This window comes from Marisediminitalea alba, assembly GCF_002993365.1.
In the GTDB taxonomy this organism is placed as follows: Bacteria; Pseudomonadota; Gammaproteobacteria; order Enterobacterales; family Alteromonadaceae; genus Alteromonas; species Alteromonas alba.
On the sequence record NZ_PVNP01000196.1, the window covers coordinates 33,368 to 60,350 of the forward strand.

Genomic DNA, 26,983 nt, shown 5'->3' on the forward strand with positions numbered 1-26,983 from the left:
GCCTTATAGTTTGAAAGGCTCTGCAAATGCCGACAATACCCGTTCCGATACGGTGGCCATATTCAGTTCAGTAACATCGCGGTCCGGGATGATTAAAAACTCGTCACCGCCCAGCCGGGCGAGAATATCACCATCACGCAGAATAGCTTTCACCCTTTCAGCCACTTCGATCAGGATCATATCGCCGGTTTCATGACCTAAAGAGTCGTTGATACCTTTGAAGCCGTCAAGGTCGAAAAACATCAGGATCAGGTCGCTGTCTGCACGCTTTGCCCGCGACAGTTCAATTCGAATCGTATCCATTACAAACTGCCGGTTAGGTAAACCGGTCAGGCTGTCAAAGTTGGCCAGCCGGGTCATGGTGACCTGCTGCTCCATCAATGTTTGAGTTTGCTGCTGGTTAATTGATAGTTCATCTTCAATGGTCGCCATCAGGCGGTTGATGTGTTCGCCAAGACGCTTGATTTCTGAGGTACCCTGCACATCATGACGGGAGGTGTAATCCTTGGAGTCGATGACCATCTGGGTAAAACGGGATAACAGCTCCAACGGCTTAAAGGAGCGCCGAAGCATTATTAAAGAAAGAAAAATAGTCGCAGTCAGAAGCAGTACCACCCAGGGTGTTGTTCTGAAAATTAATGAGCGGCGGCTTTCTGCCAGGCTGGTGTTCAGATCATTTACGATCAACAGATAGCCAACCGGGAAAGCCTGTTCACCGATACGTTCCAGGCTAATCAGTTTGCCCTGTTCAATGTTAATTCCCAGTTCATACACTGACGGATCTATCGGCGGGTCCTGTAAGCCCTGCTCAGTTCGGCGTGCGCCGCGCCCTACGTAATGCTCAACCTGGTTATACTCGTTGTCATAAATAGTGGCGTTGATCACATTATTGTACGGCTCAAGCCTCAACAAGACGATACTCAGCGCAAAACTATCCCTCTCGGTCTGCTCCATGTAGGGCACCAAGTCGTTAGCCATATTTCGGGTTAGCGCGAACAGGTTGTTCTTCTGCGATTCGAGAAAAAGTTCTTCATGTTCAGCAACAGCGAGCCAAAGCACCCATGTTGAAGATGTCATCACAACGATGCTCAATATCACGGCCATCGCCGTTCGGATACTACTGAACATTATAAAGGTTATCTCATCATCTTATTTCGTGGTCTGCACTTCCAGCTTTGCCTTAATGAAACGGCTATGAGGAATATAAAGCAGGTCGGCAATCTTACGTATTATATGTTCTTCATCCGGGCTCAGCGTTGCATCTGCGAAAGCAATCTGCCATAACCCTCTCATCACCCGCTCCTTGTGTTCAGCACTCATTCCTTCATTTAATGCTTTGGTAAACTGTACTAAATCTACGGCTTCTTCTGAACGTTTTTCACCCACACTGACAATATTTGTTATCTCTTCTTCAGTCAGATCAAAGTTTTCGCGAATTAGTTGTTTAAGTGTAGCCAATTCACGTTCATCGGACAGGCTATCTGCTCTGACCACCTCACTCAATAACGCCGCAGTAGCGATCTCCACCTGATGAGGGCTCTGGCTGACTTCTGGTGAATCTTTAAACAGATTCAGGATGGATTTCAACATGCTTTACTCCGCTTTGCTATTGTCCATTAGTTCATTAATTTGACCGCGAACTGAGCCAGGAAATCTTTCGTTAATCCTGCGTTTTGTAGCACTGAACCTAACTGGGGATATCGGCATCATCAATAATGGGAGCAATGGGTAGTATTACTTTGATTTGCTTGCCAGAACCGGATATTTGCAAGGACTGACATAATTCTTTTATCAGCACGAAACCGCGGCCAAAGGTTTCATCTTCGCAATTTTTAAGCGATGCCGCGTCAAAACCAGGGCCACTATCCTGCATACTAATTTCCAACACGTTTTCTGGCATCAGCCGCTCCACGGTAATCCAGATATCGCCCTGCTCCAACTGCTCAATTCTTTCCGTGCGCTGTTCATAATATTCAATGAACCCTTCCGGTTCGGCTTTCAGGTCTGATGACAAGCCCAGAATGCCATGCTCTATGGCATTGTTGGTAAGCTCGGTGATAACAGTAAACAGCTCAGAACGTATCGCGGCCAGACCCGGAATACTGTTTACGATAGCAACGACCTGGTCGATCACCTGAGCGTCTTTAATGTGTTGCGCGGTTAAATGAAATGACAGATTAAACGGAATTGGCTCAGCCAGCAGCTCCGGGAGTTTAAACTGAAATGGCCTGCTCTTGAACAAGACAATGGTAATATCATCTTCAGCCGCAGCTCCGGCGCGATAGAGCTCTGCCTTATCGACCAATAACTGAGCATTTACCTGGTTGTTGCGGGTAAACCACTGTTCCACCCCTTCCTCGCCAAGCATCCCTAATTCTTTATGATGACTTTCCATCAGGCCATCAGTGTAGAGTAGTAAGGTATCGCCCCACTCGGTTTCAAAATTCTGGGTCTGGTTGTCAAACTCGTGATCTTCGAGAATGCCCAGCGGCATATGCTGTGGATCAATTAGCAGTCGAATCTCCTGCTCTGGTGTTTTCACTGCCAGCCTGGGCAGGCCACCGCTCCACAGCGTAAAATTTTTGCCGTTAGCATGAATTTCTAAGATGCTGGCCACGCAAAACATATCAGCAGGTAATAAGTTAACCAGCAAGCGATTAAGCCTTGAGGCCATCTCGCCCACAGCCAGGCCTTTTAATGTCATGGCCGTAAACAGTTGGGCAACCGGTATAGCGCCAATCGCCGAAGCCAGACCATGACCGGTAAAATCGCCGATAAACAAATAAACCCCGCCGGAGGGGCTTTGCTCACATAAAAACAGATCGCCGTTGAATTGTGCTTCAGGCTGGGTATAAAAATCGAAATAATCCGTGGTTATTGGATTGCGACCAATGGCATTATCAAAAATATGCTCAACAATATGGTGATTTCTTTCCACTTCCAGTTGGAAATACGTGAGCGACTGGTTTTTATCCTGAATTTCCAGACTCAGCTGCCGGGTTCGCTCATGGGCTTTTACCTTGGCATGCAGGATGATTTTTTCAAAGGGTTTGGAAATAAAGTCATCGCCGCCGCTTTCCAGGCATTTTACCAGGCTTTGTTCGTCATCCAGACTGGTAATAAACAAGATGGGTAAATAACAATCCGGTGACGAGGCTTTGATTTGCGGGGCTGCTTCTATGCCCGACATCCCCGGCATGATCACATCGAGCAAAACAATATCCGGCTTATGCCGCCGGGCTACTTCAACCGCTTCCAGGCCATTGCCTGCTTCGATAAAATCACTGTAGCCCGCTTCAATGAGTATTTCCCGCAGCATAATGCGGTTGATTTCTTCATCGTCAACTATCAGGATTTTTATCATGCAGAGACCACTACCCGCTTCTATTGAATATCAAACTTTTTATTAAATCGCGAAATTTGCAGGATCCGCGCTATTTGTGGTCGGGTATTCAGGATACGGTAGGTTAACTGGCGCTCTGCCAGTACTTTTTGCATATTCAGCAACATGCCCAGAGCCGAACTATCCATATACTGTGTGGCTGATAAATCAATGTCGATTTGGTTTACCCGGGGATCGAGATCTTCGTAGGTATTACGAAACTCGGTTACCAACGAGAAGTCAAACCGCTCACCAATTTTAATGTTGAAGGTCGAATCATTGACAACTTCAGCTTTTATACTCATTTGTGCTCCCACTCACAACTGGCGTTTGCTACTATTAATACTAGCAACGCGTTAATTTATCCACTGCAGAATAAGTTGTTACAACCACTTCGGCTTATTTGATTGTAGTCCAGTTTTAAAGAGTTACAGCAAAGTATGCAAAATTCGAGACTCGTTTACAGCACTGATGGCGGTAAAGTCGATCAGTCCCGGCAAGCAGCGGACACCCGCTCGGTTAATAAAGATGGAATCGCCCGTATTCAGCGCGAAACCAAAGGTCGCAAAGGTAAAGGGGTATCTATCATTACCGGGCTCGACCAAAATGCTGATGAATTAAAAGCGCTGTGTACTGTATTAAAGAAAAAATGTGGCTGTGGTGGCGCGATTAAGGCCGGCACCATTGAGCTGCAAACTGACGCCAGGGATAAAATTCAGCAATTACTTGAACAGCAGGGTATCAAATCCAAAGTGGCAGGTGGTTAGTACTAATCCAAACGTCAATATAATAACAACCAGAATACACAACGAAGAGAATTTGAATGGAAAAGTTATCAATCTCAGATCTGAATATCGTGTTGGTAGAGCCTTCCGATACACAGCGTAAGATTATTTCCGGCATGCTCACAAAAGAAAATGTGAAGCAAATCGACACCGCAGCCAACATTGCTGAGGCCAGAAAACTGGTTGAGCTGCACGGTGCCGACCTGATTGTCAGCGCCATGTATTTTGAAGACGGCACGGCGCTGGATTTACTCAAATTTACCAAAGAACATGCTTCTTATAAGCATATTCCTTTTATGCTGGTGTCCAGTGAATCCCGCACCAGCAAGCTTGAAGAATTTAAACAAGCCGGTGTGGCGGCTATCCTGCCGAAACCGTTTGAAACCATTCATTTGCACCGGGCGCTGAATGCCAGCCTGGATTTGCTCAACACCGACGAACTCGAACTCGACCTGTTTGACATCCATGAAGTACGCGTCCTGCTGGTAGATGACAGTAAGCTGGCCAGAAATCATATTCGCCGGGTATTAGAGGGCATGGGGCTGCAAAAAATTAAAGAGGCAGAAAATGGCGCCATGGCGTTAACGCTGATTAAAGACGAACCCTTTGATTTGGTGGTTACCGACTACAACATGCCAGAGATGGACGGCCGGGAACTATCCGAGTTCATTCGCTTTAATCCGGAAACGTCGCATATCCCGATCATTATGGTGACCTCCGAAGCCGCTAACAGTGTTCACATGGCCAATATCCAGCAAACCGGTGTCAACGCTTTGTGTGACAAGCCCTTTGAACCGGCGGAAGTGAGAACCATGTTGGCGGCGCTGCTGAGTGACTAAGCCTGTCAAGAAATACCCATGAATAATATTACCTCACGCGTAAAAATGGGTTGACAGTCAGCCAGTGGCGAAATAAAGTACCGGTATGAAATTATGTAATCCAAACATCATCGCTCGCTTCTTCGTGTTTATCACCTTCATCTGAGGGAGGATACGTAGCGCGTGCGAACAAACCTCCCTACGGGAGGTTTTTTTTTGCCTGAAGTGTTAAGAGAGAATTTATGTCTGCCCCTGAATTAGATCAAATTAGAGAGCGTATTACAGCGCTGGATACCGAGCTACTCAGCTTGCTATCTGAACGTCGTGGCCTGACCAACCAGGTTGCTGAAACCAAAATCAAACACCATATTCCGGTGCGCGACCAGGCTCGCGAAGAGCAATTGCTGATTCGGCTGATTAAAGAAGGTCAGCAAAAAGGACTAGATGCCCACTACATCACGCAGATTTTTCATGTGATCATTGAAGACTCGGTATTAAACCAGCAGGCGATGCTGGCCGAGCGAGCCAACCCCGGCAGCGCCCTGCCTCTTAACCGTGTAGCGTTTTTAGGTGATCGCGGTTCATACAGCTACCTGGCCACCCAGAAGTACTTTTCCCGTCGCCCTGGCGACTTGTTAGAGCTGGGCTGCCAGAGCTTCCGCGAAGTGGTTGGTAAAGTAGAAAATAATGAAGCTGATTACGCCGTGCTGCCGGTAGAAAACACTACCTCAGGCAGCATTAACGAGGTTTATGACCAACTGCAGAATACCGAATTAAGCATCATTGGCGAACTGACTCACGCTATCAAGCATTCCCTGCTGGTTGCCAAAGAAACCACGCTAGCCAATATCAAAACGCTCTATGCACACCCTCAGGTGTTCACTCAGTGCAGCCACTTCCTGGCCGAACTGGGTAATGTTGAAGTAAAAACCATGGATGCCACTTCTTCGGCCATGCTAAAGGTGAGTGAACTGAACCGTGACGATGTGGCGGCTATCGGCAGCGAAGCCGGCGGTAATCTGTATGGCCTGTTTGCCATCAAGTCGAACCTGGCTAACCAGAAAGAAAACCACAGCCGTTTCATCGTAGTGGCCAAACAGCCGGTAGTGGTACCGTTACAGGTACCGGCTAAAACCACATTTGTTATGTCGACCGTGCAAAAGCCGGGCGCTCTGGTTGAGGCCTTGATGGTGCTTAAAGAAAACAACATCAACATGACTAAACTGGAATCCCGTCCGATCCCGGGTAACCCGTGGGAAGAGTTATTTTATATTGATGTGGAAGGTAACACTCAGGATGGACCGGTGCAGAGTGCGTTGATTGAGCTCAAGCGCATCACCCGTTACCTGAAGGTGCTGGGTTGCTACCCCAGTGAAGAGATTAACCCCACTAAGGTTGCGGCTTCAAAAGCGCTGACGGCAGGGTAATTTTTATCTGAGAAGTGCCAAACAGGGCACTTCTCAGGTTCTCAGCATTTGGTCATCATCAGCTTTTAGCAACAGGCGTTTACTATCTACCAGGCAGGTTTTTGCGTAATCACCAAACCACTCACCAATGCCGTTGAACTGGCGAATAAATTCGGCTTTGTCTCCTTTGTCCAGAATAGACAATGCTTCACCAAAACGTTGGTGGAAGCGTTTTAATAATAAAAAGTTTTCAGGGTTATTAAAGATTATATCGGCATAAAGTTGGCCGGATTGAGCAAAAAGGCGTCCAACCATCGCCAGTTCCAGCCTGTAGATAGGTGAACTGAGCTGAGTAAGCAGATTAAGGTTAGGGTTTTCACCGGCCAAATGGGCACCGTAAACAAAGGTGTTAAAATGACGCATAACCTGAATAAACGCCATGGCTTTGTCGTGTTCCTGAGCAGTGACCTCAAACAGCGTGGCGCCCCAGGTTTTCATTTGCCCCAGTAGCCAGCTGTAGTGCGACGCTCCGCGTCCGTGACATACCACCACAACCTGCTTGATCATACCCGGCGCATCCGGTCCGAACATTGGATGTAACCCGACAACCGGCCCTTTGTGAGCCTGCATCATGGCATCCAGCGGCTTATGTTTGATACTGGTGATGTCAGCCAGAATACAGTCTTCAGGCAAACTATTGAGTTTGGCCACCACGTCGACAGTAAGGTTAATAGGCACTGAGACGAGCACCAGACTGGCTTCAGCAAACAGGCTGTCGGCCCGGCTCCAGTCGTCTTTTTCGAGAATTTCTACATTGTAACCACTACGCTCGAACAGACCGACAAACACTTTACCCAGTGCGCCGGCTCCACCGATAACCACAACCCGTTTTATGCCCGGGTTAATACACCGGTAGCGATTGTTCTGAGTATGGTAGGATTCACGCATAATACGGCGCATGAGATCTTCGATTAACGACCCGGAAACACCGCGTTCTGCAGCCTGTTCCCGGCGTTTTTCGAGCATTTGCGCTTCCCGTTCCGGCACATAAATGGGCATGCCGGTTTTGGCTTTGACTTCACCCACTTTACTGGTGAGTTCGGCGCGTTTTGCGAGAATGTCGATGAGCTGGTTATCCAGCTCATCAATGCCATGACGTAATTCACTCAGTTGCTGAGCAAACTGTTCGTGGTCGTTCTGTGACATAGATTAGGCTAATTCCGTACGCTTGTTTTGACGCAATGGTAGCACAGTAATCAGTTTGTCACGCATTTGATCCAGCAGGCTTTCGGTGGTTTCCCAGTCAATACAGCCATCGGTAATCGACACTCCATATTCGAGATCTTTAAAATCGACACCGTCAGACTTCTGGTTACCTTCTTTAAGGTGACTTTCCAGCATGATACCGATGATCGACTGGTTGCCCTCAAGGATCTGATTAACCACATTCTTAGCCACCAGCGGTTGACGACGATAATCCTTGTTGGAGTTAGCGTGTGAACAATCCACTACCAGACCAGCAGTAAGGCCGGCTTTGTCCATCCATTCTTCGCATTCAGAAACACATACCGAATCATAGTTAGGTTGCTTACCACCACGCAAAATAATATGACCATCGGGGTTACCGGCAGTTTCGATAATACTCACCTGCCCTTGTTTGTTGATCCCCATAAAGCGGTGAGATGACGCTGCTGAGCGTAAAGCGTTTACCGCAATATCAAGGCTACCGTCAGTACCGTTTTTAAAGCCTACCGGCATTGACAGACCACTGGCCATTTCGCGGTGAGTCTGTGACTCTGAGGTACGCGCACCAATAGCGCTCCAGCTGAACAGCTCCGCCAGGTACTGTGGACTGATAGGATCCAGTGCCTCTGTTGCAACCGGCAGTTCAAGCTCGGCAAGCCAGATCAGTAATTCACGCGCTTTGCGTAAACCGGTTTCAATATCAAAGGTATCGTTGATATGCGGGTCGTTAATTAACCCTTTCCAGCCGGTGGTGGTTCTGGGCTTTTCGAAATACACGCGCATTACGATATACAGGGTGTCTTTATAGCATTCGTGCAGCTCTTTCAGTCGCAGTGCATAATCTTTAGCCGCTTCAATATCGTGAATCGAACATGGGCCGCACACCACCAGTAAGCGATGATCACGACGGTGGATAATGTCAGAAATGATCTGACGGGATTGTCGGATAACCTCCAGGCCTCTTTCTGAGGCGGGAAGTTCTGCCGCCAGCGCGTCTGGCGTTACCAGTACCTTCTCTGCGCTAACGTGAATATTGTTAATAGTGTCCTTAATCATAGGGTCGCTCTTATTGGGTGAAAGTCATTTCAATGCCGCTTCAACAAGGCCTCAACCTTTTTAATAATTAAAGCAGAGCCGGGCAAAAAATACAGATGTACAATTATATTTACAGTGAAATATTACTACATTGCTTTAAGGCGTTGACTTTTTACCAAGAATCTATAAGCGAAGCAAGTGAAAGTTCCAAATTTATACTTATTTGTAACGAACTGTTACCAGAGCCCATGTGGCGTATTTATTGGGTTGTATGATAACGCAGACACCACTAAAGTAGCATTCCAATGTCTGAGAATCTTATCAACGACAAAATAAAAACGAGCGAAGACAGATGATTACACTCAAGGATATTCGTAAGAGTTTTACCAATGGTGAAGAAACCATTGTAGCACTCAACGATGTTTCTTTATCCATTCAGGAAAATGAATTTGTCTCCTTTATGGGCAGTTCAGGTTCCGGCAAATCAACCATGATGAATATTCTTGGTTGCCTCGATACGCCCGATAGCGGCGAATATTTGTTAAACGGCAATGCCGTGAATGAGTTAACCGATGAAGCTTTGTCAAAAATTCGCAATGAGCATATCGGTTTTATTTTTCAGACTTTCCATCTGCTGCCCAAACTGGATGCTATTGGCAACGTCAAGCTCCCCCTGCGCTACAGCGACGTGTCGGAGGAAGAAGCGACCCAACGTGCCCAGGCCCTGCTGGAAAAAGTAGGCCTTGGTCACCGCATGCACCATCGCCCTTTTGAAATGTCTGGCGGACAACGCCAGCGGGTTGCTATTGCCCGGGCCTTGATTAACCGTCCCACCATGATCCTGGCGGATGAGCCTACCGGTAACCTCGATAGTAAAACCTCTGACGATATCATGGCCCTGCTCACCGAATTACACCAGCAAGGGCAAACCATCGTAATGGTCACCCACGAAGAAAACATTGCTGATTTCGCACAAAAAGTGATCACCATGAAAGACGGCCAAATCATCAGCGAGAAAACCAACTCATGAGACAATCAATTGTTTACTTATTGATGTGCGGCCTCAGCATGTCGGTATTGAGTGCCAAAGCAGAGGATACTGCCAGTCAGCTAATCGTGACCGGCAAAGTCACCTCTTCCAATGTACAGGTTGTTTCGGCACCGCGCACCGACCGCTGGAATATTCAAATCCAGTGGATGGTTGATGAAGGCAGCATTGTTGAGCCGGGCGATACCATTGCGCTTTTCGACTCCGGCAGTGTGGATGCTCAGCTGGAACAAAATGAAGATTCACTGAATACCCAGACCCTGGAAATGGAAAGTAAGCGGGTGGAGCTGGCTCAGGCCGTGGCCGATGCGCGCAGTGCGTTGAAAATTGCCGATCTGGAAGTCGAAAAAGCCCGCATTGAGGCCGAAATTGAAAGTACCGACGTTAGTGAGTATGACAAGGGCCAGTACAAACTTGCACTGGAGCGCGCGCTGGTAGAACAGTTTAAAGCCCAACAGGCACTGGAACAAAAGCTGATTGAGCAGGAAAACACGCTGCAAAAGCAACAAATTGAAATTACCAAGCTGGAAGAGAATATCAATTACCAGCGCTATCAGTTAACCCGCTTAAAAGTAGAGTCGACTATAGCTGGTGTTGTCAGCCATATGTACCATCCCTGGACCAACGAAAAAATTACCGCCGGCACCACCTTACAGGCCGCCATGAAGGTAATGGAAGTACAGGATATCAAAGGCTTTAAAGTGGATGCCTGGGTGCACGAAATAGATGCCGACCGCGTGGATGTAGGTCAGCAGGCGCTGGTTTCTCTCGATGCCTATCCTGGCCAGAGCTATACCGCAACGGTCACCAGCGAGGTCTCTCAACCAGAGAAGAAAGCCGGCTGGGGCGACAGCGCTTACTACCAGATTGAGCTGTCGTTTACCGATATGCCCGACAAAAAATTACTGCCGGGAATGAGTGTCCGGGTGGTTATCCCTGCGGCACAGGAGTTAAGTCATGCACGTTAAGTTTTCTGTTTTGCTGTGTGCCGCATTAACGCTCGGCGCCTGCAGCAACGATAAGGCGATTGAAATAGCGTCGGAGAAAACGCTGAGCGCCCCGCTCACCGCTTCTGGTGAAATTGTGTCGCTGGACAGTGCCAGTGTGTCACCGCCTTCGATTCGTGGCATGTGGCAGATGAAAGTGCAGTTTCTGGTGCCGGAAAACACCAACATAAAAGAAGGCGATATGCTGCTCAAGTTTGATGGTCAGCAATTACAAACCAAGCTGATTGAGCAACAAAGCGAGCTGGATGCTGAGAAAAAGAACTTTGAGAAAGAGCTGCTCGAAAACGAAGCCCGGGCCGAAGAGTTAAAGCTGGCACTGGCTGAGGCCCAAATGAACTATGAAAAAGAAAAACGTCTGGCGGAAATCGTTGATATTTCTACTAAGCGGGTCGAAAAAGAAAAGCAGCAAAAAGAGTTTGAAATAGCCAGAGCTAGACTGAATCAGGCTACGCAACAGGCCAAACAGTTTGCCGAAACCCGCAAGCTCAATGAGCAACTGGCGCAAAGCAAAATTAACCGTTTGCAATCCAAGCTCGGGCAAACTCAGCGCTACATTGCCAAGCTCACGGTTAAGTCACCCAAGCCAGGCTTGATAATGTACAAAGCCGCGCCGGATGGCGAAAAAGTTGCGGTAGGCGATTCAGTCTTTATGGGCCGCACCATTCTGACCATTCCTTCACTGGATAAGCTGGCGGTTAAAGCCCAGTTTGATGAGGCAGACACAGCTAAGCTAAGCATCGGATCAAAAGTGAAAGTGACGCTGGACGCCTACCCTGAAGTGCCTTACGCCGGCAAAATTGTCTCCCTTGGTGAAGCCTATAAAGAAAAGTCCTCCACCAATCTTAGTATTGTGTTTGATGTGCAAATTGAACTGGAAAAAATCGACCCGTCGCGGATGCGCCCAGGCATGAAAGCCAATATCGAAGTTCAGGAGGATAACTTATCATGACTCCTAAGTGGTTTACCTGCCTTATGGCAGCCTTACTATTGAGCGGTTGCAGCGAAACAGAACAAACAACCCCCACCTACCAGGTTGAACGCCAGCCCTTTGAGCTTATGGTGCCGGTAAAGGGTGAGCTGGAAGCCGCCAGTGCAACGGCCATTGGCGCATCGAGCCGCCGCCCGATGACCATCGCGTGGCTGGAAAAAGAGTACACCAATGTTAAAAAAGGCCAGTTAATCGCCCGTTTTGATGCTGAACAGCTTAACCTCGACATGCGCAGGGAAATGCTCGCCATGATGCTCCTTGAGGAAGACATGAAGCTGAACCGCTCTACCCTGACACAAGAAGAGCTCGACGTAGAAATGGACAAGGCGCTGGTGGTTAAAGAGTTTGCCTTTGCAGACGAATTTACCATCGATGATTTGCGGGTCTATTCGCGTATCGAAATTATCGAAAACATGCAAAACAAAGAATACCTCGGTGCCAAAGACAACTACCTGGACTGGAAAAAAGAAAGCGTGGTGGAGCAAAACTCCAGCGCCATAGACGTCTTAAGTATTCGCAAAAAAGGCAGTGAGCAGAAGTATAACCAGATTAAGTCAGCCATTGAGACGCTTGAGATTCATGCGCCATACGACGGCCTGCTGGTATACGAATCTAACTGGCGTGGCGAGAAGCCATCGGTAGGCGAAACCGTATTTCCGGGGCGGCCTATCGCTAAACTTCCGGACTTGTCGAAAATGCAGGCCAAGGGCTACGTGCTGGATAAACAGGCCATCGGCCTGGCTCCCGGCCAGCCGGTTACCATCTCCCTGGAAGCTTACCCTAACAAGGTATTCACCGGCACCTTAAAACAGGTTTCGGGCTTCTCCAGAACCATTGCCCGAAACGATCCCACTAAGTACTTTGAGGTGACGATAGATATTGACGATCAGGACTCACCTATTCTCTCTCCGGGGCGCAAACTAAATGCCCGGATTGAGGTATCCAAAGGCGAAAGCAAGCTGATGGTGCCGATTCAGGCCATCTACAACGAACAGGGAGTCAACTACGTGTTCCGTAAAGATGGCGCTGGCTTCAGCCGCCAGCAAATTCAAATTGGCCAGAAAAACCTGCACTTTGTGGAAGTCACCAACGGCCTCAGCGAAGGCGATAGTATTGCCCTGTCGTACCGGGAGCTTATTTAATGTTAAACCAACTTACGATAACCAAAACCCGGTTGCTGGTAAGCGACGCTTTACATGAATTACTGGCACAAAAACTTCGCACTTTCTTAACCCTGCTGGGCATGATTTTTGGCGTTGGCGCGGTAATCGCTATGCTCAACATTGGTAAAGGTGCGGAGCAGGAAGCGCTAAAAATGATTGGCTCTATGGGGTTACAAAACCTGATTGTAGAATCCAAAAGCTACACCGCCGAAGAGCTGAAAGATATCCGCGAAGAGTCGCTCGGCCTCAACCTTGCTGATGTGGAAGCCGCCATGGCGACCCTGCCCTTTATTACTCACTACAGCGGTGAAAAACAGATTAAGCTATTTGCCCTCTACAGCGATTTTGCCAAAGCTGATGCATCAGCCGTGGGCGTTACCAGCAGCTACTTTGACCTTGCCAGCATGACCGCTGCTAAGGGCCGCTTACTCAGCGATGATGATGAGTTGCACGTATCGCAGGTTGCAGTGCTCGGCGCCGATGTCGCCAACACCCTGTTCCCTGATAAAGATCCGCTAGGCCAGTTTCTTAAAATCAACCATGTGTGGTTTGAGGTCGTTGGCGTGATTGCGGCACCAGAATTTAATAAGGAAGCCTTTCAGGGCGTGAAAATTAACGGTGACAGAAACCGCGTGTTTATCCCGTTATCCACCAGCCAGAAAAAGCTCAACATGGAACCCCTCGCCAGCGAACTGGATGTGGTGAAGTTTGAAGTCGAAGATGATTACTCTACCGTACTGGCGGCGAAAGCCGTTACCCAGTTGCTTGCTCAACGCCACGGCGGCATTGACGACTACAGCCTGATCATTCCGGTGGAACTGCTGGCACAACAGGAAAATACCCAGCGCATCTTCAACATCGTAATGGCGTGTGTGGCCGGTATCTCATTACTGGTTGGTGGCATCGGCATTATGAACATTATGCTGGCAAACGTGCTGGAGCGTACCAAAGAAATTGGGTTACTACGTGCAGTAGGTGCCACTCAGCAGGACATTAAATTGCAATTTATCGCCGAGAGTTTTGTAATTTCAGTGATTGGCGGCCTGTTGGGGATTTTCTTTGGCCTGGTGCTATCCGAGATTATCGGTTTCTACTCAGACTGGGCAGTAAGCTGGTCGCTTACAGCGATTGTACTATCAGTATCGATTTGCCTGTTGGTAGGTGTTGGCTTTGGCGTATTCCCCGCCATAAAAGCCTCAAAGCTCAACCCAATAGACGCCCTCCATTCAGACTAAAAATAAGCATAAGCTTATTTTTATCCCGGTTTTGCAACGCAAAGACCGGGATCTCCCCTATTACACAGTCCGGTTTTATCCCGGAAACTCCGTAAGGGGTTATCCGGGATCTCCCGCCATTTCTGACTATTTTTATCCCGGTTTTGCAACGCAAACACCGGGATCGCCTCTATTACTGACTATTTTATCCCGAAACTCCGCAAGGGGTTATCCGGGATTGCTATTAGGGCTCACTTTAATACGGCATACCGTAAGCGGCTTTAGTCGCTACCCGGTATCTCATGAAAAGTTTTGCTCACACAATAAGACTACTGACTTTTTAGCAGATCCCGGCTCAGCGGCCGGGATGACATAACTATAAATCGTCATCCCCGCATGCTTTAAGCGGGGATCTCCTGACGTGATATTGTGGGTTTATTATATCCTTGAGGAAAAAAGCTGTTTGAGACGAGCCAGCCTTTTTAGAAGATCCCGGCTCGGCGGCCGGGATGAATGTAAAATTCAGCCGGTATTACGTATTGAGGCAATTCCTGAGGGCTATCCCTGAGGGCAATCCCTGAGGGCAATCCCGGCTTACAAACCGGACGGATTAAACTCATAACTACCTACATCCCAACTCGACCAGATACCAATGTCGTAGCCGTAATAGAGGTCGACAGAGATAACATCTTTGTCCATGGCATCGGGATAATGCACTAACACTTTTTCAGCTAATTCCCTTGCATATTCCATATCATCCACACGATTGGAATCGATATATACAGCCAGATCTACGCTTTTCTGCGAAGTATTTCCCTGGTCCGAGGGTTCGGCGTAATAGCTGGTTGAGCTGTCCATAATCCCAACTTTATTAACTCCAGGTTCCTGCATTAATGCGGCCCGCGTTGCGAGCATCTGTTCAAACTCGCCGGAGGAAAAAACTATAAAGATAGCTCTAGGGCTGATAAAACCAATTATGAACAACAGTGCAACGATTACCAGGTGTGGCTTCCACACCTCTCTGACTTCCTCCTGTTGTGCATCAGCATAAACTACATATGTACCAACGACCAGGTCGTGCAGGGATTGCCGTGTTCGCCGGTTAAACACGTACAAATACAGTATCGAGAAGGAACCGCCTATAAGGAGGGCCCCTATGGGATACAGGAGCCAGAAATCAGAACCGTCTGCTGGTAGAAAATCAACCTGTAAAGCAATAGGGATACCGTAAACACAATATCTCAGCAGTGAACGCCCCAGCGAAATAGTCTGATTATTACCGTCGACAACCCGAATACCCAGAAGCCTTTTACCCAACGTCTGGCCTTCGGCGTAGCGACTGTTCATCACGCCGAAATAACCCAGTGAGAGAAAGAAGCCGATGAATACCGACCAGCTACCCATTTGTATAAACACCGATTCGAGCACCACCCCCAGCGCAAATCCCCCCAGCGCCAGTAATATTGAGTCGACAATCAGTGCGACAATTCGCCGCCAGAATCCGGATATCCAGGGTAAATCAGGTTGCTGAGTCATTTTCCATTCCTTATGTGCTTTGACTGACTGATTAGGCGCATTAAATGCCTGAGAAGCCGCTGCCAGATAATATTGTTATTCGCTTTGCTAACCCAATATAGCAAGCATAATCAGAATGTTAAGCAAAAAACCGCCAATAAAACACCTTGTTACAAAGGCTGCTGGTAATCCGTCACAACTAGCCTTAGGCTATTGTTACTTAACTCATTACAAAGACATACGGCAATGCAACGTAAAACCGTTAATGCCTTACGAAAACTGGCACTGGTTGTTGTGATATCCAGCATAGCCTTGTTCGCGCCAGTTAAAGCTCTTTTCATCTATCTGGCGCCACAGAGCGAAGATATTCAGACCGAGCTCGACCGTGCCATCGATAGTGGCATTGCGGGCATGATTGTTCATGTAGACGCTGGCAAAAATACACTGCCGCAAAGTTATGCTGCGGGCTTGCATAACAGGCAAACCTAACAACCAGCGCAGACCGACGCACTGTTTAAAATAGCCAGTGTAAGTAAACTTTATGTGGCAGCGGCGGTGACCCGCCTCGCAGCGAATGGCCAGCTGGATCCCGACGCCTCGTTACTTGAGTATCTCCCACAACAAAGCGCCCGGATAACCCAAGCCGAAAATATTACTCTGCAGATGCTGGTGCAGCATCGAAGTGGTATTGCCAATTATACCGACGACCCGGCATTTAACTGGTTTGAACCCTTTGATGAAGCCAGCGTGACCGAAAGAAGCCTGGCTTTGATTTACGATAAGCCAGCCTTATTTGAGCCGGGAACAGATTATGCCTACTCCAACACTAACTATCTGTTGCTCGGCCGGATAATGGATAAAACGCTGGGTTACAGTTACCGCGACTATATCCGTAAAGAATTTTTGCAGCCACTAGGATTACAACATACCTATGGGATGTTAATCGAACCGTTACTCCCCGCACTAATGAGTGGTTATGTAACAGGATACGATGCTGACCTGAAAAGCCTCGCCTTTAAAAGCCCTGCCGGTGCTATGGTAGCCACCGCAGAAGACGTTGCGGTTTTTCTCAGAGCACTTAATGATGGCTCATTACTTACTCAAAAAGAACAAGCGCTCTATAACAACCTCTACGTTAATAGTCATGATGGCTGGTTACCGGGCTATTTAAGTTTTGCGCGGTATGATGAACCAACCGATACCGTGGTGGTGATGTTTGCCAGTACCAGCGGCGATGATCCCTGGCTGATTTGTGACATCATTTACCGGCGCATACTGAAAATAGCCGACCAACGCAGACATACCGCCAGTACCGGCCAATAATGATCTGTTTTAGCCTCTGACTGCTATCAATGACTAGGGGCTGTTGATCTTTGCTGTACGAATTTTGGTCTATATGAAAGCATTTTAATCGCCAAACAGTCCTGCAGGCATAGTTGTTCTACGTCAAAGGGCTGTGACAAAGAGTAAAATGCTTTCATGACGACCCCTTCGGGCAGCGCCTGTGTGTCATTTATACTGTGTTGACTGTTTTTGATTTAGCCCACTAGACCTGCAAACAGTCGCCTTGTCTAAATGACACACAGACTGCTGCAAAAGTGTACAGCAAAGATCAACAGCCCCTAGTGATATGAATTCTCGCGCCTGATAAAAGCTATACGGAGAAAGTATGATTAACCTTAAAAATAACAAAGTATTGCTGACTCTGGTTGCCATCCTGGTGGCTATCGCCATTTGGTTTGCCTTCTTTAGCCGGGTAACGCCCCCGGACTTCTCCCAGTACCAGGCTGGCCCAGAACGTAAAACAGCATTTTTTGGCTACTTTGAGCCCCTGGTAGCCGATGTGAACAAGGACATACTGGCCGACAGAGCCCAAGTGAAAGAAGTCTGCACAGCGGATGCCGAAAATGACGCCGCCCTTTCTGATTTGGCGGTTCAGTATCGGGTGGATAAAACAGATGTTGAGGCAGAGTCACTGTGCACAGTCTTACTGCGCCGGGTAGATATCGTGCCGGCTTCGTTGGCGCTGGCTCAGGCTGCAAACGAAAGCGCCTGGGGCACCTCACGGTTTGCCCAGCTGGGGAATAATTTTTTTGGCCAGTGGTGTTTTGTGAAAGGCTGCGGCATCGTGCCGAACGATCGCGGCCAGGACCAGGTGCATGAAGTTGCGGATTTTCGCTCACCCCGCGACTCCGTTGCCAGTTACATGATGAACCTCAACAGTCACGATGCTTACCGGCCGTTAAGAAACATTCGTCAGTCGTTGCGGAAGCAGGATGCTGATATTACCGGCATTGAACTGAGTCACGGATTGAACAGTTATTCAGAGCGCGGTGAGGAATACGGCAAAGAGCTCAGAGCCATGATTAGCTTTAATAAACTTACGCAGTACGACTAACACGTCAAACAGCTTAAGCAACTGACTACCGGGTAACCACTTTACCCTGTTCGATAACCGCACCTGCCGGGATAACAGCCCCCGGCAGAACCGTGCAACCTTCACACAGTACCACGTTATCGCCGATTTTAACGGGGTTGGCCTGTTGCCACCCTGCTTTGCGTTTTGCTGCTTCCAGCGGGTGCGTGAGCGACGCAATCACAACGCCATTCTCAACTCTAACATTTGCGCCAAACAACACGGGCGCAGCATCCAGGATCACTACCCTGCTCCCCATAACAACCGGATTATCCGCGTGAATATTAATTCCGTAATCACAGGCAAAGTCATTACCAACTGCGGTACTTTTGGCGTTGGGTAAAAGCTGGCAGACAAGCGCCTGTCGTTTTGCCACTTCGCTCAGCGGCAGTTGATTTAGCTCATTGCATAATCGCTTAGCCAGCTCGCGCGCTTGCACTAATTGTGGATGGTGGGTCTGATACCACTGGCCGCTGTATATTTGCTGCCAGATAGCGTCCTGAGGTTCGGTCATAATAAGATCGGTAAACAGAATATTCCCCGATGGTAAGCCACAAAAAAGCCCGCAACAAGTGCGGGCTTTTTGAAGTTAACAGTAACGCAAGGATTAGTAATCTTAGTTAAGCTTCTCTTTGATACGTGCAGATTTACCTGAACGCTCACGCAGATAGTAAAGCTTGGCGCGACGCACTGCACCGCGACGTTTCACTTCAATAGAAGATACCGCCGGGCTGTGTGTTTGGAACACACGCTCTACGCCTTCGCCACTTGAAATTTTACGTACTGTAAAAGACGAGTGAAGACCACGGTTACGCTTAGCGATAACAACACCTTCGTATGCCTGAAGACGTTCTTTGTCACCTTCAGTTACACGAACTTTAACAATCACTGTGTCACCTGGGCCGAACGCAGGAACATCAGTTTTAAGCTGTGCTTGCTCAATTTTTTTGATGATATCTTGACTGACTTTGCTCATCATATCCTCTCATCCTAGTTAACTGTCATCTTGCTGCAACGACGCCTGAAATGCTTCCAGTAACCGTTGTTGCTCCTCAGTCAGAGCTAGGTCGTTTAATAACTCAGGGCGGCGCAACCAGGTTCTACCTAAAGATTGTTGCAGACGCCACTGTCTGATTTTTTCGTGATCACCGCTTCTTAACACAGCAGGTACCGCTTTACCGTCGAGTACTTCCGGGCGAGTATAGTGTGGGCAATCCAGCAAACCATGGGTAAATGAATCTTCAACTGCAGAATCACTGTGACCGAGTACTCCCGGCACTAACCGTGCAATTGCGTCCATCATCACCATGGCAGGCAGTTCGCCGCCACTTAACACGTAATCACCAATTGACCATTCTTCGTCAACATGGCTTTCAATCACGCGCTCATCCACCCCTTCGTACCGACCACACAACAAGATTAACTTGTCGTTGGCTGCCAGCGACTTAACGCCAGCCTGGGTTAGCGGTTTACCCTGTGGAGAAAGGTAAATCACTTTACTGTTTTCACCGCCCGCCTGTTTGGCTGCGGTAATTGCGTCAGTTAGCGGTTTAACCATCATCAGCATGCCAGGACCACCACCATAAGGGCGATCATCGACAGTGCGATGACGATCGTGTGTGTAGTCTCGTGGGTTAAAGTGTTCAACTGCCAGTGTGCCGTTCTTCACTGCCCGCCCTATTACTCCTTGTTGAGTAAAAGGAGCGAACATTTCAGGAAACAAACTGATAATGCCGAACCATTTTTCCGCGGTCACTTAAAACCCCGGATCCCATTCAACCGTAATCACCCGCTCGGTTTTATCTACCGTTTGTACAACAGAGTCGAATACAAACGGTATTAGTCTTTCTTTCTGACCAAAAGCATCGTTTGCCTTTGCCTTAACGCGGATCACGTCGTTGGCGCCGGTATTAAACACTTCTTTAACCACACCCAGCTGGTAACCTTGCGTAGTTACCACCTGCATGCCGTTAAGCTCACGCCAGTAAACCTCATCGTCACCCAATTCAGGGAGTTGCTCAGCGTCGATACTGATATCCAGGTTTTTAATGCGCTCGGCATCATCCCGGCTATCGATATCAATCAGCTTCGCTACGATGGCTTTGCCATGCGGTCGCCATTGATCAATCTGATATTCTTTCTCATCAGCCAGTAACCACGGGCTGTAGTCAAAAATACCTTCTGGTACCTCGGTAAAGCTGTTGATTTTGACCCAACCTTTAACACCATATGGCGCACCGATTTTGCCAATAACCACTTTGTCAGACGCTTGACTCATCTAAACCTACCAGAAATTAAGGACAGCTTACGCTGCCGCTTTTTTAGCTTCTTTTACCAAGCTGTTAACGCGCTCAGATAAGCTTGCGCCAACACCAACCCAGTACTCTACACGCTCAAGATCTAAACGCAGACGCTCAGCCTGACCTTGTGCAGTTGGGTTAAAGAAACCGACGTTTTCGATGAAACGACCGTTTCTTGCACGGCTGCTTTCTGCAACCACTACTTGATAAAATGGACGCTTTTTGGCGCCACCACGCTGTAAACGAATAGTAACCATAAATGCCTCAAACTCGTTGTAGCGTTACCGTTAACTTACCTTTTCAAACCCTGAATGAAATACATACAAGGCGAAAGGCCGCGGAATTATACGTATACGCAATGAAATTGCAAGGCTTATCAGCGATTAATTGCCCTGAACAGGCAGAATAAAACGAACCCGAAAGTAACCTGGCTCCTCCTTTACACTCCTTAACTCATCTTAACTGGGCATCGCAACGACTCTCACTCATAATACTCACAACATAACAATCACTCCCGTGGTAATGCATTGATATTAACCAAAGACGTACTGATATGGCTGGCGCAGTTACTTAAGCCCTATAAACTTAAAGTCGTTTGTGCAGTTATCGCACTTACTGTTGCGGCTGCCGCCTGGCTGCTGCTCGGACAGGGCATTAAGCTTACTGTTGATGAAGGACTCAGCGCCGGCAACATCAACCGGCTGGATGCAGCCATTGGCTGGGTTATCCTGTTTGCCGTGGTGGGTTGCCTGGCCACTTACTTTCGCTTTTATCTGATGACCTGGCTCGGCGAGCGTATCAGCGCCGATATTCGTATTCAGGTATATCATCATCTGCTTACTCTGACGCCCGGCTTTTTTGCCGAAATCCGTACCGGCGAAGTGATTTCCCGCTTTACCAACGATACCAGTGTTATTCAAACCGTTGTGGGCATGAGTTTATCCATGGCCCTGCGTTCGCTGGTGGGATTTGTGGGCGCACTTATATTAATGACCTTTACCAGCCCCATGCTGACCTTGTGTGTACTGGTGGCCGTGCCCTTTATTCTGGTACCGCTCAAACTTATTGCCCCTAAAGTGCGCCATTATTCACGCCTTAGTCAGGACCGCATTGCCGACATGGGCTCACAAATAGATGAAACCCTGCACGAAATTATGGTGGTGCAGGCATTTAATGCAGTATCCGGCGAACAACAAAAATTCACCCAGAAGGTTAGCTCAGCCCTGCAGGCCGCTGCCACGCGCATCCATTACCGTTCAATGTTAATCGGCGTGATTATGCTGGTGAGTATGCTATCGGTGATTGGTATCGGCTGGCTGGGGATCAGGCAAGTCATGAGCGGCGACATCAGCGCGGGCCAACTCTCAGCATTCCTATTTTATGCCGTACTGGCCGGCAGCAGTATAGCCACCATCAGCGAAGTCCTCGGTGATATTCAGCGTGGTGTGGGTGCCAGTGAACGGCTGCTTGAACTGCTCGCCACCACTGCCAATAACAATTCTGGCCAGGTAGTGCTGCCAACACTCGACTCGCCGCCCAAAATCAGTTTTGAACAGGTGAACTTTGGGTATACCGCTTACGCCACTTTATTCAAAGGTTTCTCTTTGCAGGTGCAACCAGGCGAGTGCGTTGCGTTAGTAGGCCCAAGCGGTGCGGGTAAATCGTCTTTATTTCAACTGCTCCAGCACTTCTACCCTATTCAGGGCGGCGCCATCAAACTCAATGACAGCCCGGTTACCGAGCTTACCCTCGACAGCCTGCGTCAACAAATTGCCCTGGTGCCCCAGGAACCGGTCATTTTTGCCAGCACGGTGATTGAGAATATTCGCTATGGCCGGCCCTACGCCAGCGAAGCCGAGGTGGTTGAAGCGGCAAAACAGGCGTTTGCCGATGACTTTATTAATGAGCTCAGCGACGGTTATCACACTCAACTCGGTGAACGCGGCGTAAAGCTCTCAGGTGGTCAGCGTCAGCGTATCGCTATTGCCCGCGCGTTTCTGGCGGATCGCCCGGTGCTGTTGCTTGATGAAGCCACCAGCGCACTCGACGCGGTAAGTGAGTATAAAGTCCAGCAGGCACTTAAGTACCTTATAAAAGGACGCACCACACTCGTGATCGCTCACCGTCTGGCCACGGTACAAATGTGCGATCGCATCGTTGTAATGGATAACGGCACGGTCAGAGGCTCGGGAAAACACGGGGAATTAATCAAAAGCGACACCCTGTATAAGGAGTACGCCGAGTTGCAACTCATTCCCTAGCCCGCAAACATACCATTAGCGATAATACGAATTATTAACAATAAAATAATAATGCTCCCTCTTTGTGTTAACTACGTAGCAGTTGGTGATAGAGGTATTCAGGAAGCGACATGATAAAAAATTTGAAAAGAATGCTCTGTATAGGTGCTCTGGCTCACCTGGTGATAATGACAACTCCGGTCTCAGCGCAGAGCTGGGGCGGCAGGGGCAACAGTGCCAAGCTGGTTGTTCTCAATAAAATTGAGTTTATGCACGAACAAAAAAATGTAGAAGCGGTTGGCACAGCTGAAGCGGTTAAATCTGTCACCCTCTACCCCGCCGTGGCTGACGAGGTGACCGCGGTAAATTTTGTGCCGGGACAAAAAGTCAATAAAGGCGATATTCTGCTGACCCTGGACGATCGCCGTCAGGTAGTTGCTGTGCGCCGTGCTGAATTACAACTTGAAGATACTGAGCGAGCTTTGAAGCGCCTGGTCGACAGCCGCGACCGCGGCGCAGTGGCAGAAAGTGAAATCGATATCGCCCGCACCGCCCGCGACCTGGCAAAAGTAACCCTTGATGAAGCCAAAGCCGATTTGGAAGACCGCCATATTGCGGCGCCTTTTTCTGGCTATGTGGGTTTAACCGACGTGGAAGTTGGCGACCGGATAACCACCACTACCGTCATTACCACCCTCGATGACCGTTCCAGTTTATATGTGAATTTTCGTGCGCCGGAGTCTGCGGTGTCGCTGTTAATGTCTGAAACCTCGGTGACATTACAGCCCTGGGCTTCACGGGATGTATCGCTAACCGCGGATATTGCGCAGCTGGACTCGCGTATTAACAATACAGACCGTACTATGGCGGCGCGAGCTCTACTGCCCAACGAAAGCGACCGCTACCGTCCGGGCATGAGCTTTCGGGTAAAACTCAATCTGCAGGGTGAACGATACGCCGCTATCCCTGAGGCTGCTTTATTGTGGGGCGCTACCGGTGCATATATCTACACCGCGGTAGATAACAAAGCCAAGCGTGTGGATGTGAGTGTGCATCAGCGCCTGCGCGGTACAATTCTGGTGAGTGGCGATTTAACTGACGGCGATCTGCTGGTTGCAGAAGGTATTCAGTCGCTGCGTGAAGGACAGTCTATTACCACCTCGTTGGCGCGGAGAGACACCAATGAGTAACCTTGCTGACAATCATAACGACCTGCCCTCGTTATCGATTCGCCGTCCGGTACTTATCATTGTATTAAACCTGCTGATTGCGATAGCCGGCTATGCCGCCTTAAACGGGCTTGAAGTACGTGAACTGCCCGATGTAGACACGCCAACCATTACGGTAAGTGCGCAATATCCTAATGCGTCACCGGAAACGGTAGATGCAGAAGTCACCGCTCACCTCGAAGGTGCGGTAGCCCGGGTGAGTGGCGTGAAAAACATCTACGCCCAGAGCGAAGAAAACTCGGCCCGGGTGCGGGTGGAATTTCGCCCCGGCATTAACCTTGACGATGCCGCCAACGAAACTCGTGAATCAGTCAGCCGCGTACAACGGCAATTGCCCGATGAAGTAGAACAGGTGTCTATTATCAAGGCAGATAACGATGCTCAGGCCGTTGTTAGTCTGGCTATTTCCAGCGAAACCCTCGATGCGGAAACACTCACAGAGAGAGTTGATACCGATTTAGCGCCGCTATTTTTAAGTATTCCCGGCGTGGCAGATGTTACCCTTAACGGCGATCGCGAACGGGTACTGCGAGTCTCGGTAGATCCTCTGCGCCTTACCAGCTTTGGGTTGTCGATGACTGACGTAGCCAATGTGCTGCGCACCGCCCCGTTTGACGTACCGGCAGGCAGCATCCAGTCCAGCGATCAGATGCTCATCGTACGGGCCGATGCTACCTCCCTCACCGCCGAAGATATTAAAGACATAGTGATCACTGGCGATACCCGCATTGGAGATGTGGCCAGTGTGTATTTCGGCCCGGCCGATTCCACCAGCGCTGTTCGCCTGGACGGCAAACCGGTAATTGGTATTGGCGTTATCCGTCAGGCCAGCTCAAACACCATTGAGATTTCTGATGAAATTCTGGCCATGGTCGACACCTTCGATGAGCGCTTTCCTGAAATGCAAATTCAGGTTACCTCCGATGACGCCGAATTTATTCGCGACTCGGTGGAAGAGGTCGCCTTTTCCCTGGGCTTAACCATTATTCTGGTGGTGTTTACCCTGCTGTTTTTTATCGGTTCCTGGCGGGCGACCATTGTGCCAGCGTTATCCATTCCGGTATCTCTGACGGGTGCCCTGGCAATCATCTGGCTGCTCGGCTTTTCAGTAAATATTCTAACCCTGCTGGCACTGGTTCTCGCCACCGGCATGATTGTAGATGACGCCATCGTGGTATCAGAAAACATTCAGCGACGCCGTGCCATGGGCTTAGGTGCCAGAGCAGCAGCCGTAATTGGCACCCGGGAAGTATTTTTCGCGGTTATCGCTACCACGGCGGTATTAGCGTCGGTATTCATCCCCATTGCTTTTCTGCCTTCAACGGCCGGGCGATTATTCCGAGAATTTGGCGGTGTACTGGCCGGTTCAGTGATCATTTCCTCTTTTGTGGCCTTGTCACTGGTACCCGCACTAACCGCCCGACTGCCAGTAAAATCACCAAAAGCCAATAAACGCAGTTTGTTTGATGCCACGCTGGGCCGACTCGGTCACTACTGCCTGCAGTTTTACAAAACCACCCTGGTATGGTCGTTAAGATACGCCTGGTTAGTGCTGGCATTGTGTTTACTGGCTGCTGGCGGCGCTTACTTTACGTCACAGAGCATTGAAAACGAGTTACTGCCCAGCGAAGACCGCGGCACCATTCGGATATTTGCCCGCGGGCCAGACGGCGTAGGACGCAACTTTATGGACCGCCAGGCCATGAGTATGGAAAGCCTGTTGATGCCATACGTGGAAAGTGAGGAAATCGCGTCGATTTACACTGTAGTAGGCAGTTGGGATCCGAACATCGTATTCATTACCGCCGATTTGAAACACTGGGATGAGCGTGACAAATCGGTACAGGAAATCATTGGTGAAATACGCCCTAAACTGCAATCAGTGCCGGGAGCACCGGGTAATGCCTTTGGTGGCAACAGTCTCAATCTGCGAGGTCAGAGTGGTGGCCTTGAGCTGGCGCTTACCGGTGACACCTACGAGCGTATTTATGACGCTGCCCTGGTCTATGCTGCGGCCATTGAAGAGCAAATGCCGGAGCTAGGTGCGCCCCGAATTAGCTATAAACCCACTCAGCCGCAATTGCGAGTTAACATCGACCGCCGCCGGGCTGATGAGTTAGGTGTACCGCTTAGTGATATATCCTCAACCCTGCGTGCCGCTATCGGCGGTAATGACATCATTGATTTGAATATTGGCGATCAGGCTATCCCTATCATTCTGCAAACCAATGACAGAAATACCAGCGATCCGTCTGACCTCACCAACCTGTATGTGAAGTCAGATAACGGCAGTCTTATCCCGTTATCCAGCGTGGCCTACATCACTGAAGAAGGTGTAGCTGCCGAGCTAGAGCGTCAGGCCCAGCGCCGCGCCATCAAACTCGACATGAGCATGCCGGAAGATATCACTATCAATGATGCCGTAACGAAGCTTAGAAACATTGGTGACGAAGTGCTGCCGGAAGGCATTGGTACGATTTTCCTCGGCGAGGCGCAGGCATACGAGGAAACCTCACAACAAGTCGCCATGACTTACATCTTGGCGTTTGTGATTGTGTTTTTAGTACTGGCCGCGCAGTTCGAAAGTGTGAACAGCGCCGTGGTTGTTATGCTCACCGTGCCATTCGGTATCGCTGCTGCAATTTATGCCCTTTACCTTACGAACACCTCAATCAATGTGTATTCACAAATTGGGCTGGTAATGCTGATAGGTCTGCTGGCCAAAAATGCCATCCTGCTGGTTGAATTTGCCGACCAATTGCGTGACCGTGGTTATGGTGTTTACGAAGCAATAGTTGAAGCCGGTAAGGTTCGCCTACGCCCCATTATGATGACACTGGTTTCAACCATTTTAGGTGGCTTACCGCTCATCTTATCCAGCGGCGCCGGCGCGGAAGCTCGTAACGCCATTGGTTGGGTTGTTTTTGGTGGGCTTGGTATCGCGGTAATCTTTACCCTTTACCTAACGCCGGTTATCTACCTTGGTCTTGCGCGCTTTACCAAACCACGGGCAGATGAAACAAGACAGCTTGAAGATGAATTGGCAGCTGCCGAGGTATAAAACCGTTATTTAACGATTAACCAGCCCGCTTAATGCGGGCTGTTTTTATTGCGGCGGACAAATTTGTAGCGAACTTTCCAGGGCGGCTATGAGCGAAAGGAGCACATCAGAAATTCAGGTAGATTAGTCTG

At 49.0% G+C, this 26,983-nt stretch carries 25 protein-coding genes and 1 pseudogene; 14 read left to right on the plus strand and 12 right to left on the minus strand.

Annotated elements, in window-relative coordinates; genetic code table 11:
* Positions 1–3 precede the first annotated feature (3 nt).
* From C6Y40_RS25295 to C6Y40_RS19490, 4 genes are all read right to left on the minus strand, one after another.
* A complete protein-coding gene (locus C6Y40_RS25295; protein WP_240622026.1) occupies positions 4–1,128 on the minus strand; it encodes a diguanylate cyclase in 1,125 nt (374 codons plus the stop codon).
* Positions 1,129–1,149: 21 nt separating this feature from the next.
* Positions 1,150–1,590 (minus strand): tellurite resistance TerB family protein, encoded by a 441-nt coding sequence (locus C6Y40_RS19480; RefSeq protein WP_105936065.1) that lies wholly within the window; start codon positions 1,588–1,590, stop codon positions 1,150–1,152.
* Positions 1,591–1,687: 97 nt separating this feature from the next.
* Positions 1,688–3,364, minus strand: a complete 1,677-nt coding sequence (locus C6Y40_RS19485) for a fused response regulator/phosphatase (RefSeq protein ID WP_105936066.1) — start codon at positions 3,362–3,364, stop codon at positions 1,688–1,690.
* A 20-nt stretch (positions 3,365–3,384) separates the two neighbouring features.
* Positions 3,385–3,687: an STAS domain-containing protein gene (locus C6Y40_RS19490; protein WP_105936067.1), complete on the minus strand. Its 303-nt coding sequence runs from the start codon at positions 3,685–3,687 to the stop codon at positions 3,385–3,387.
* 135 nt (positions 3,688–3,822) lie between these two features.
* Between C6Y40_RS19490 and C6Y40_RS19495 the strand changes: the two genes are divergently transcribed.
* The 3 genes from C6Y40_RS19495 (at position 3,823) to pheA (ending at position 6,412) form a co-directional block, all read left to right on the plus strand.
* The gene (locus C6Y40_RS19495) at positions 3,823–4,149 is read left to right on the plus strand and encodes an SUI1 family translation initiation factor (protein WP_105936068.1); all 327 of its coding nucleotides are present in this window, start codon (positions 3,823–3,825) and stop codon (positions 4,147–4,149) included.
* Positions 4,150–4,205: 56 nt separating this feature from the next.
* Positions 4,206–5,006 carry a response regulator gene (locus tag C6Y40_RS19500; RefSeq protein WP_105936069.1) on the plus strand — a complete coding sequence of 267 codons (801 nt, stop codon included), beginning with the start codon at positions 4,206–4,208 and terminating at the stop codon, positions 5,004–5,006.
* A gap of 221 nt (positions 5,007–5,227) precedes the next feature.
* Positions 5,228–6,412 (plus strand): prephenate dehydratase, encoded by a 1,185-nt coding sequence (pheA, locus tag C6Y40_RS19505; protein WP_105936070.1) that lies wholly within the window; start codon positions 5,228–5,230, stop codon positions 6,410–6,412.
* A 33-nt stretch (positions 6,413–6,445) separates the two neighbouring features.
* On the opposite strand, the gene tyrA is transcribed toward pheA, so the two are convergent.
* The gene (gene tyrA, locus C6Y40_RS19510; RefSeq protein WP_105936071.1) at positions 6,446–7,597 is read right to left on the minus strand and encodes a bifunctional chorismate mutase/prephenate dehydrogenase; all 1,152 of its coding nucleotides are present in this window, start codon (positions 7,595–7,597) and stop codon (positions 6,446–6,448) included.
* Positions 7,598–7,600: 3 nt separating this feature from the next.
* The gene (locus tag C6Y40_RS19515) at positions 7,601–8,692 is read right to left on the minus strand and encodes a 3-deoxy-7-phosphoheptulonate synthase (RefSeq protein WP_105936072.1); all 1,092 of its coding nucleotides are present in this window, start codon (positions 8,690–8,692) and stop codon (positions 7,601–7,603) included.
* A 331-nt stretch (positions 8,693–9,023) separates the two neighbouring features.
* Here C6Y40_RS19515 and C6Y40_RS19520 point away from each other — a divergent pair, with 331 nt between their 5' ends.
* Genes C6Y40_RS19520 through C6Y40_RS19540 form a run of 5 tightly spaced genes read left to right on the plus strand, consistent with a single transcriptional unit; the run spans position 9,024 to position 14,112 of the window.
* On the plus strand, positions 9,024–9,701 hold the full coding sequence (locus C6Y40_RS19520; RefSeq protein WP_105936073.1) for an ABC transporter ATP-binding protein: 678 nt from the start codon (positions 9,024–9,026) through the stop codon (positions 9,699–9,701).
* Positions 9,698–10,687 carry an HlyD family secretion protein gene (locus C6Y40_RS19525; RefSeq protein ID WP_105936074.1) on the plus strand — a complete coding sequence of 330 codons (990 nt, stop codon included), beginning with the start codon at positions 9,698–9,700 and terminating at the stop codon, positions 10,685–10,687. Before C6Y40_RS19520 ends, C6Y40_RS19525 begins: the two co-directional genes overlap by 4 nt.
* Entirely contained in the window at positions 10,677–11,675 is a 999-nt protein-coding gene (locus tag C6Y40_RS19530; protein ID WP_105936075.1) for an HlyD family secretion protein, read from the plus strand. Before C6Y40_RS19525 ends, C6Y40_RS19530 begins: the two co-directional genes overlap by 11 nt.
* The gene (locus tag C6Y40_RS19535; RefSeq protein ID WP_240622027.1) at positions 11,672–12,856 is read left to right on the plus strand and encodes an efflux RND transporter periplasmic adaptor subunit; all 1,185 of its coding nucleotides are present in this window, start codon (positions 11,672–11,674) and stop codon (positions 12,854–12,856) included. Before C6Y40_RS19530 ends, C6Y40_RS19535 begins: the two co-directional genes overlap by 4 nt.
* Positions 12,856–14,112: an ABC transporter permease gene (locus tag C6Y40_RS19540; protein ID WP_105936076.1), complete on the plus strand. Its 1,257-nt coding sequence runs from the start codon at positions 12,856–12,858 to the stop codon at positions 14,110–14,112. Before C6Y40_RS19535 ends, C6Y40_RS19540 begins: the two co-directional genes overlap by 1 nt.
* Before the next feature lie 573 nt (positions 14,113–14,685).
* On the opposite strand, the gene C6Y40_RS19545 is transcribed toward C6Y40_RS19540, so the two are convergent.
* Positions 14,686–15,627, minus strand: a complete 942-nt coding sequence (locus C6Y40_RS19545; protein WP_105936077.1) for an RDD family protein — start codon at positions 15,625–15,627, stop codon at positions 14,686–14,688.
* Positions 15,628–15,852: 225 nt separating this feature from the next.
* Between C6Y40_RS19545 and C6Y40_RS25050 the strand changes: the two genes are divergently transcribed.
* The 3 genes and pseudogenes from C6Y40_RS25050 (at position 15,853) to C6Y40_RS19555 (ending at position 18,004) form a co-directional block, all read left to right on the plus strand.
* Positions 15,853–16,095: a hypothetical protein gene (locus tag C6Y40_RS25050; protein ID WP_205664802.1), complete on the plus strand. Its 243-nt coding sequence runs from the start codon at positions 15,853–15,855 to the stop codon at positions 16,093–16,095.
* 12 nt (positions 16,096–16,107) lie between these two features.
* Positions 16,108–16,929, plus strand: a pseudogene (locus C6Y40_RS19550) (serine hydrolase domain-containing protein); the annotation flags it as partial.
* 346 nt (positions 16,930–17,275) lie between these two features.
* Positions 17,276–18,004: a glucosaminidase domain-containing protein gene (locus C6Y40_RS19555; protein WP_105936078.1), complete on the plus strand. Its 729-nt coding sequence runs from the start codon at positions 17,276–17,278 to the stop codon at positions 18,002–18,004.
* Positions 18,005–18,029: 25 nt separating this feature from the next.
* Here the strand turns inward: C6Y40_RS19555 and C6Y40_RS19560 are convergent, their stop codons facing one another.
* The 5 genes from C6Y40_RS19560 to rpsP all read right to left on the minus strand — a co-directional run bounded on the left by C6Y40_RS19560 (position 18,030) and on the right by rpsP (position 20,579).
* Entirely contained in the window at positions 18,030–18,536 is a 507-nt protein-coding gene (locus C6Y40_RS19560) for a maltose acetyltransferase domain-containing protein (protein WP_105936079.1), read from the minus strand.
* A 102-nt stretch (positions 18,537–18,638) separates the two neighbouring features.
* On the minus strand, positions 18,639–18,998 hold the full coding sequence (rplS, locus tag C6Y40_RS19565) for a 50S ribosomal protein L19 (RefSeq protein WP_105936106.1): 360 nt from the start codon (positions 18,996–18,998) through the stop codon (positions 18,639–18,641).
* A gap of 18 nt (positions 18,999–19,016) precedes the next feature.
* Entirely contained in the window at positions 19,017–19,778 is a 762-nt protein-coding gene (trmD, locus tag C6Y40_RS19570; RefSeq protein ID WP_105936080.1) for a tRNA (guanosine(37)-N1)-methyltransferase TrmD, read from the minus strand.
* Entirely contained in the window at positions 19,779–20,300 is a 522-nt protein-coding gene (rimM, locus tag C6Y40_RS19575; protein ID WP_105936081.1) for a ribosome maturation factor RimM, read from the minus strand.
* A 27-nt stretch (positions 20,301–20,327) separates the two neighbouring features.
* The gene (gene rpsP, locus C6Y40_RS19580; protein WP_105936082.1) at positions 20,328–20,579 is read right to left on the minus strand and encodes a 30S ribosomal protein S16; all 252 of its coding nucleotides are present in this window, start codon (positions 20,577–20,579) and stop codon (positions 20,328–20,330) included.
* A 270-nt stretch (positions 20,580–20,849) separates the two neighbouring features.
* On the opposite strand from rpsP, the gene C6Y40_RS19585 reads away from it, so the two are divergent.
* The 3 genes from C6Y40_RS19585 to C6Y40_RS19595 all read left to right on the plus strand — a co-directional run bounded on the left by C6Y40_RS19585 (position 20,850) and on the right by C6Y40_RS19595 (position 26,852).
* Positions 20,850–22,583, plus strand: coding sequence for an ABC transporter transmembrane domain-containing protein (locus C6Y40_RS19585; RefSeq protein WP_105936083.1), 1,734 nt, complete (start codon positions 20,850–20,852; stop codon positions 22,581–22,583).
* Between the two features lie 110 nt (positions 22,584–22,693).
* Positions 22,694–23,752: an efflux RND transporter periplasmic adaptor subunit gene (locus C6Y40_RS19590; protein WP_105936084.1), complete on the plus strand. Its 1,059-nt coding sequence runs from the start codon at positions 22,694–22,696 to the stop codon at positions 23,750–23,752.
* The gene (locus tag C6Y40_RS19595; protein ID WP_105936085.1) at positions 23,745–26,852 is read left to right on the plus strand and encodes an efflux RND transporter permease subunit; all 3,108 of its coding nucleotides are present in this window, start codon (positions 23,745–23,747) and stop codon (positions 26,850–26,852) included. The genes C6Y40_RS19590 and C6Y40_RS19595 overlap by 8 nt, the downstream gene beginning before the upstream one ends.
* The last annotated feature ends 131 nt before the right edge of the window (positions 26,853–26,983 follow it).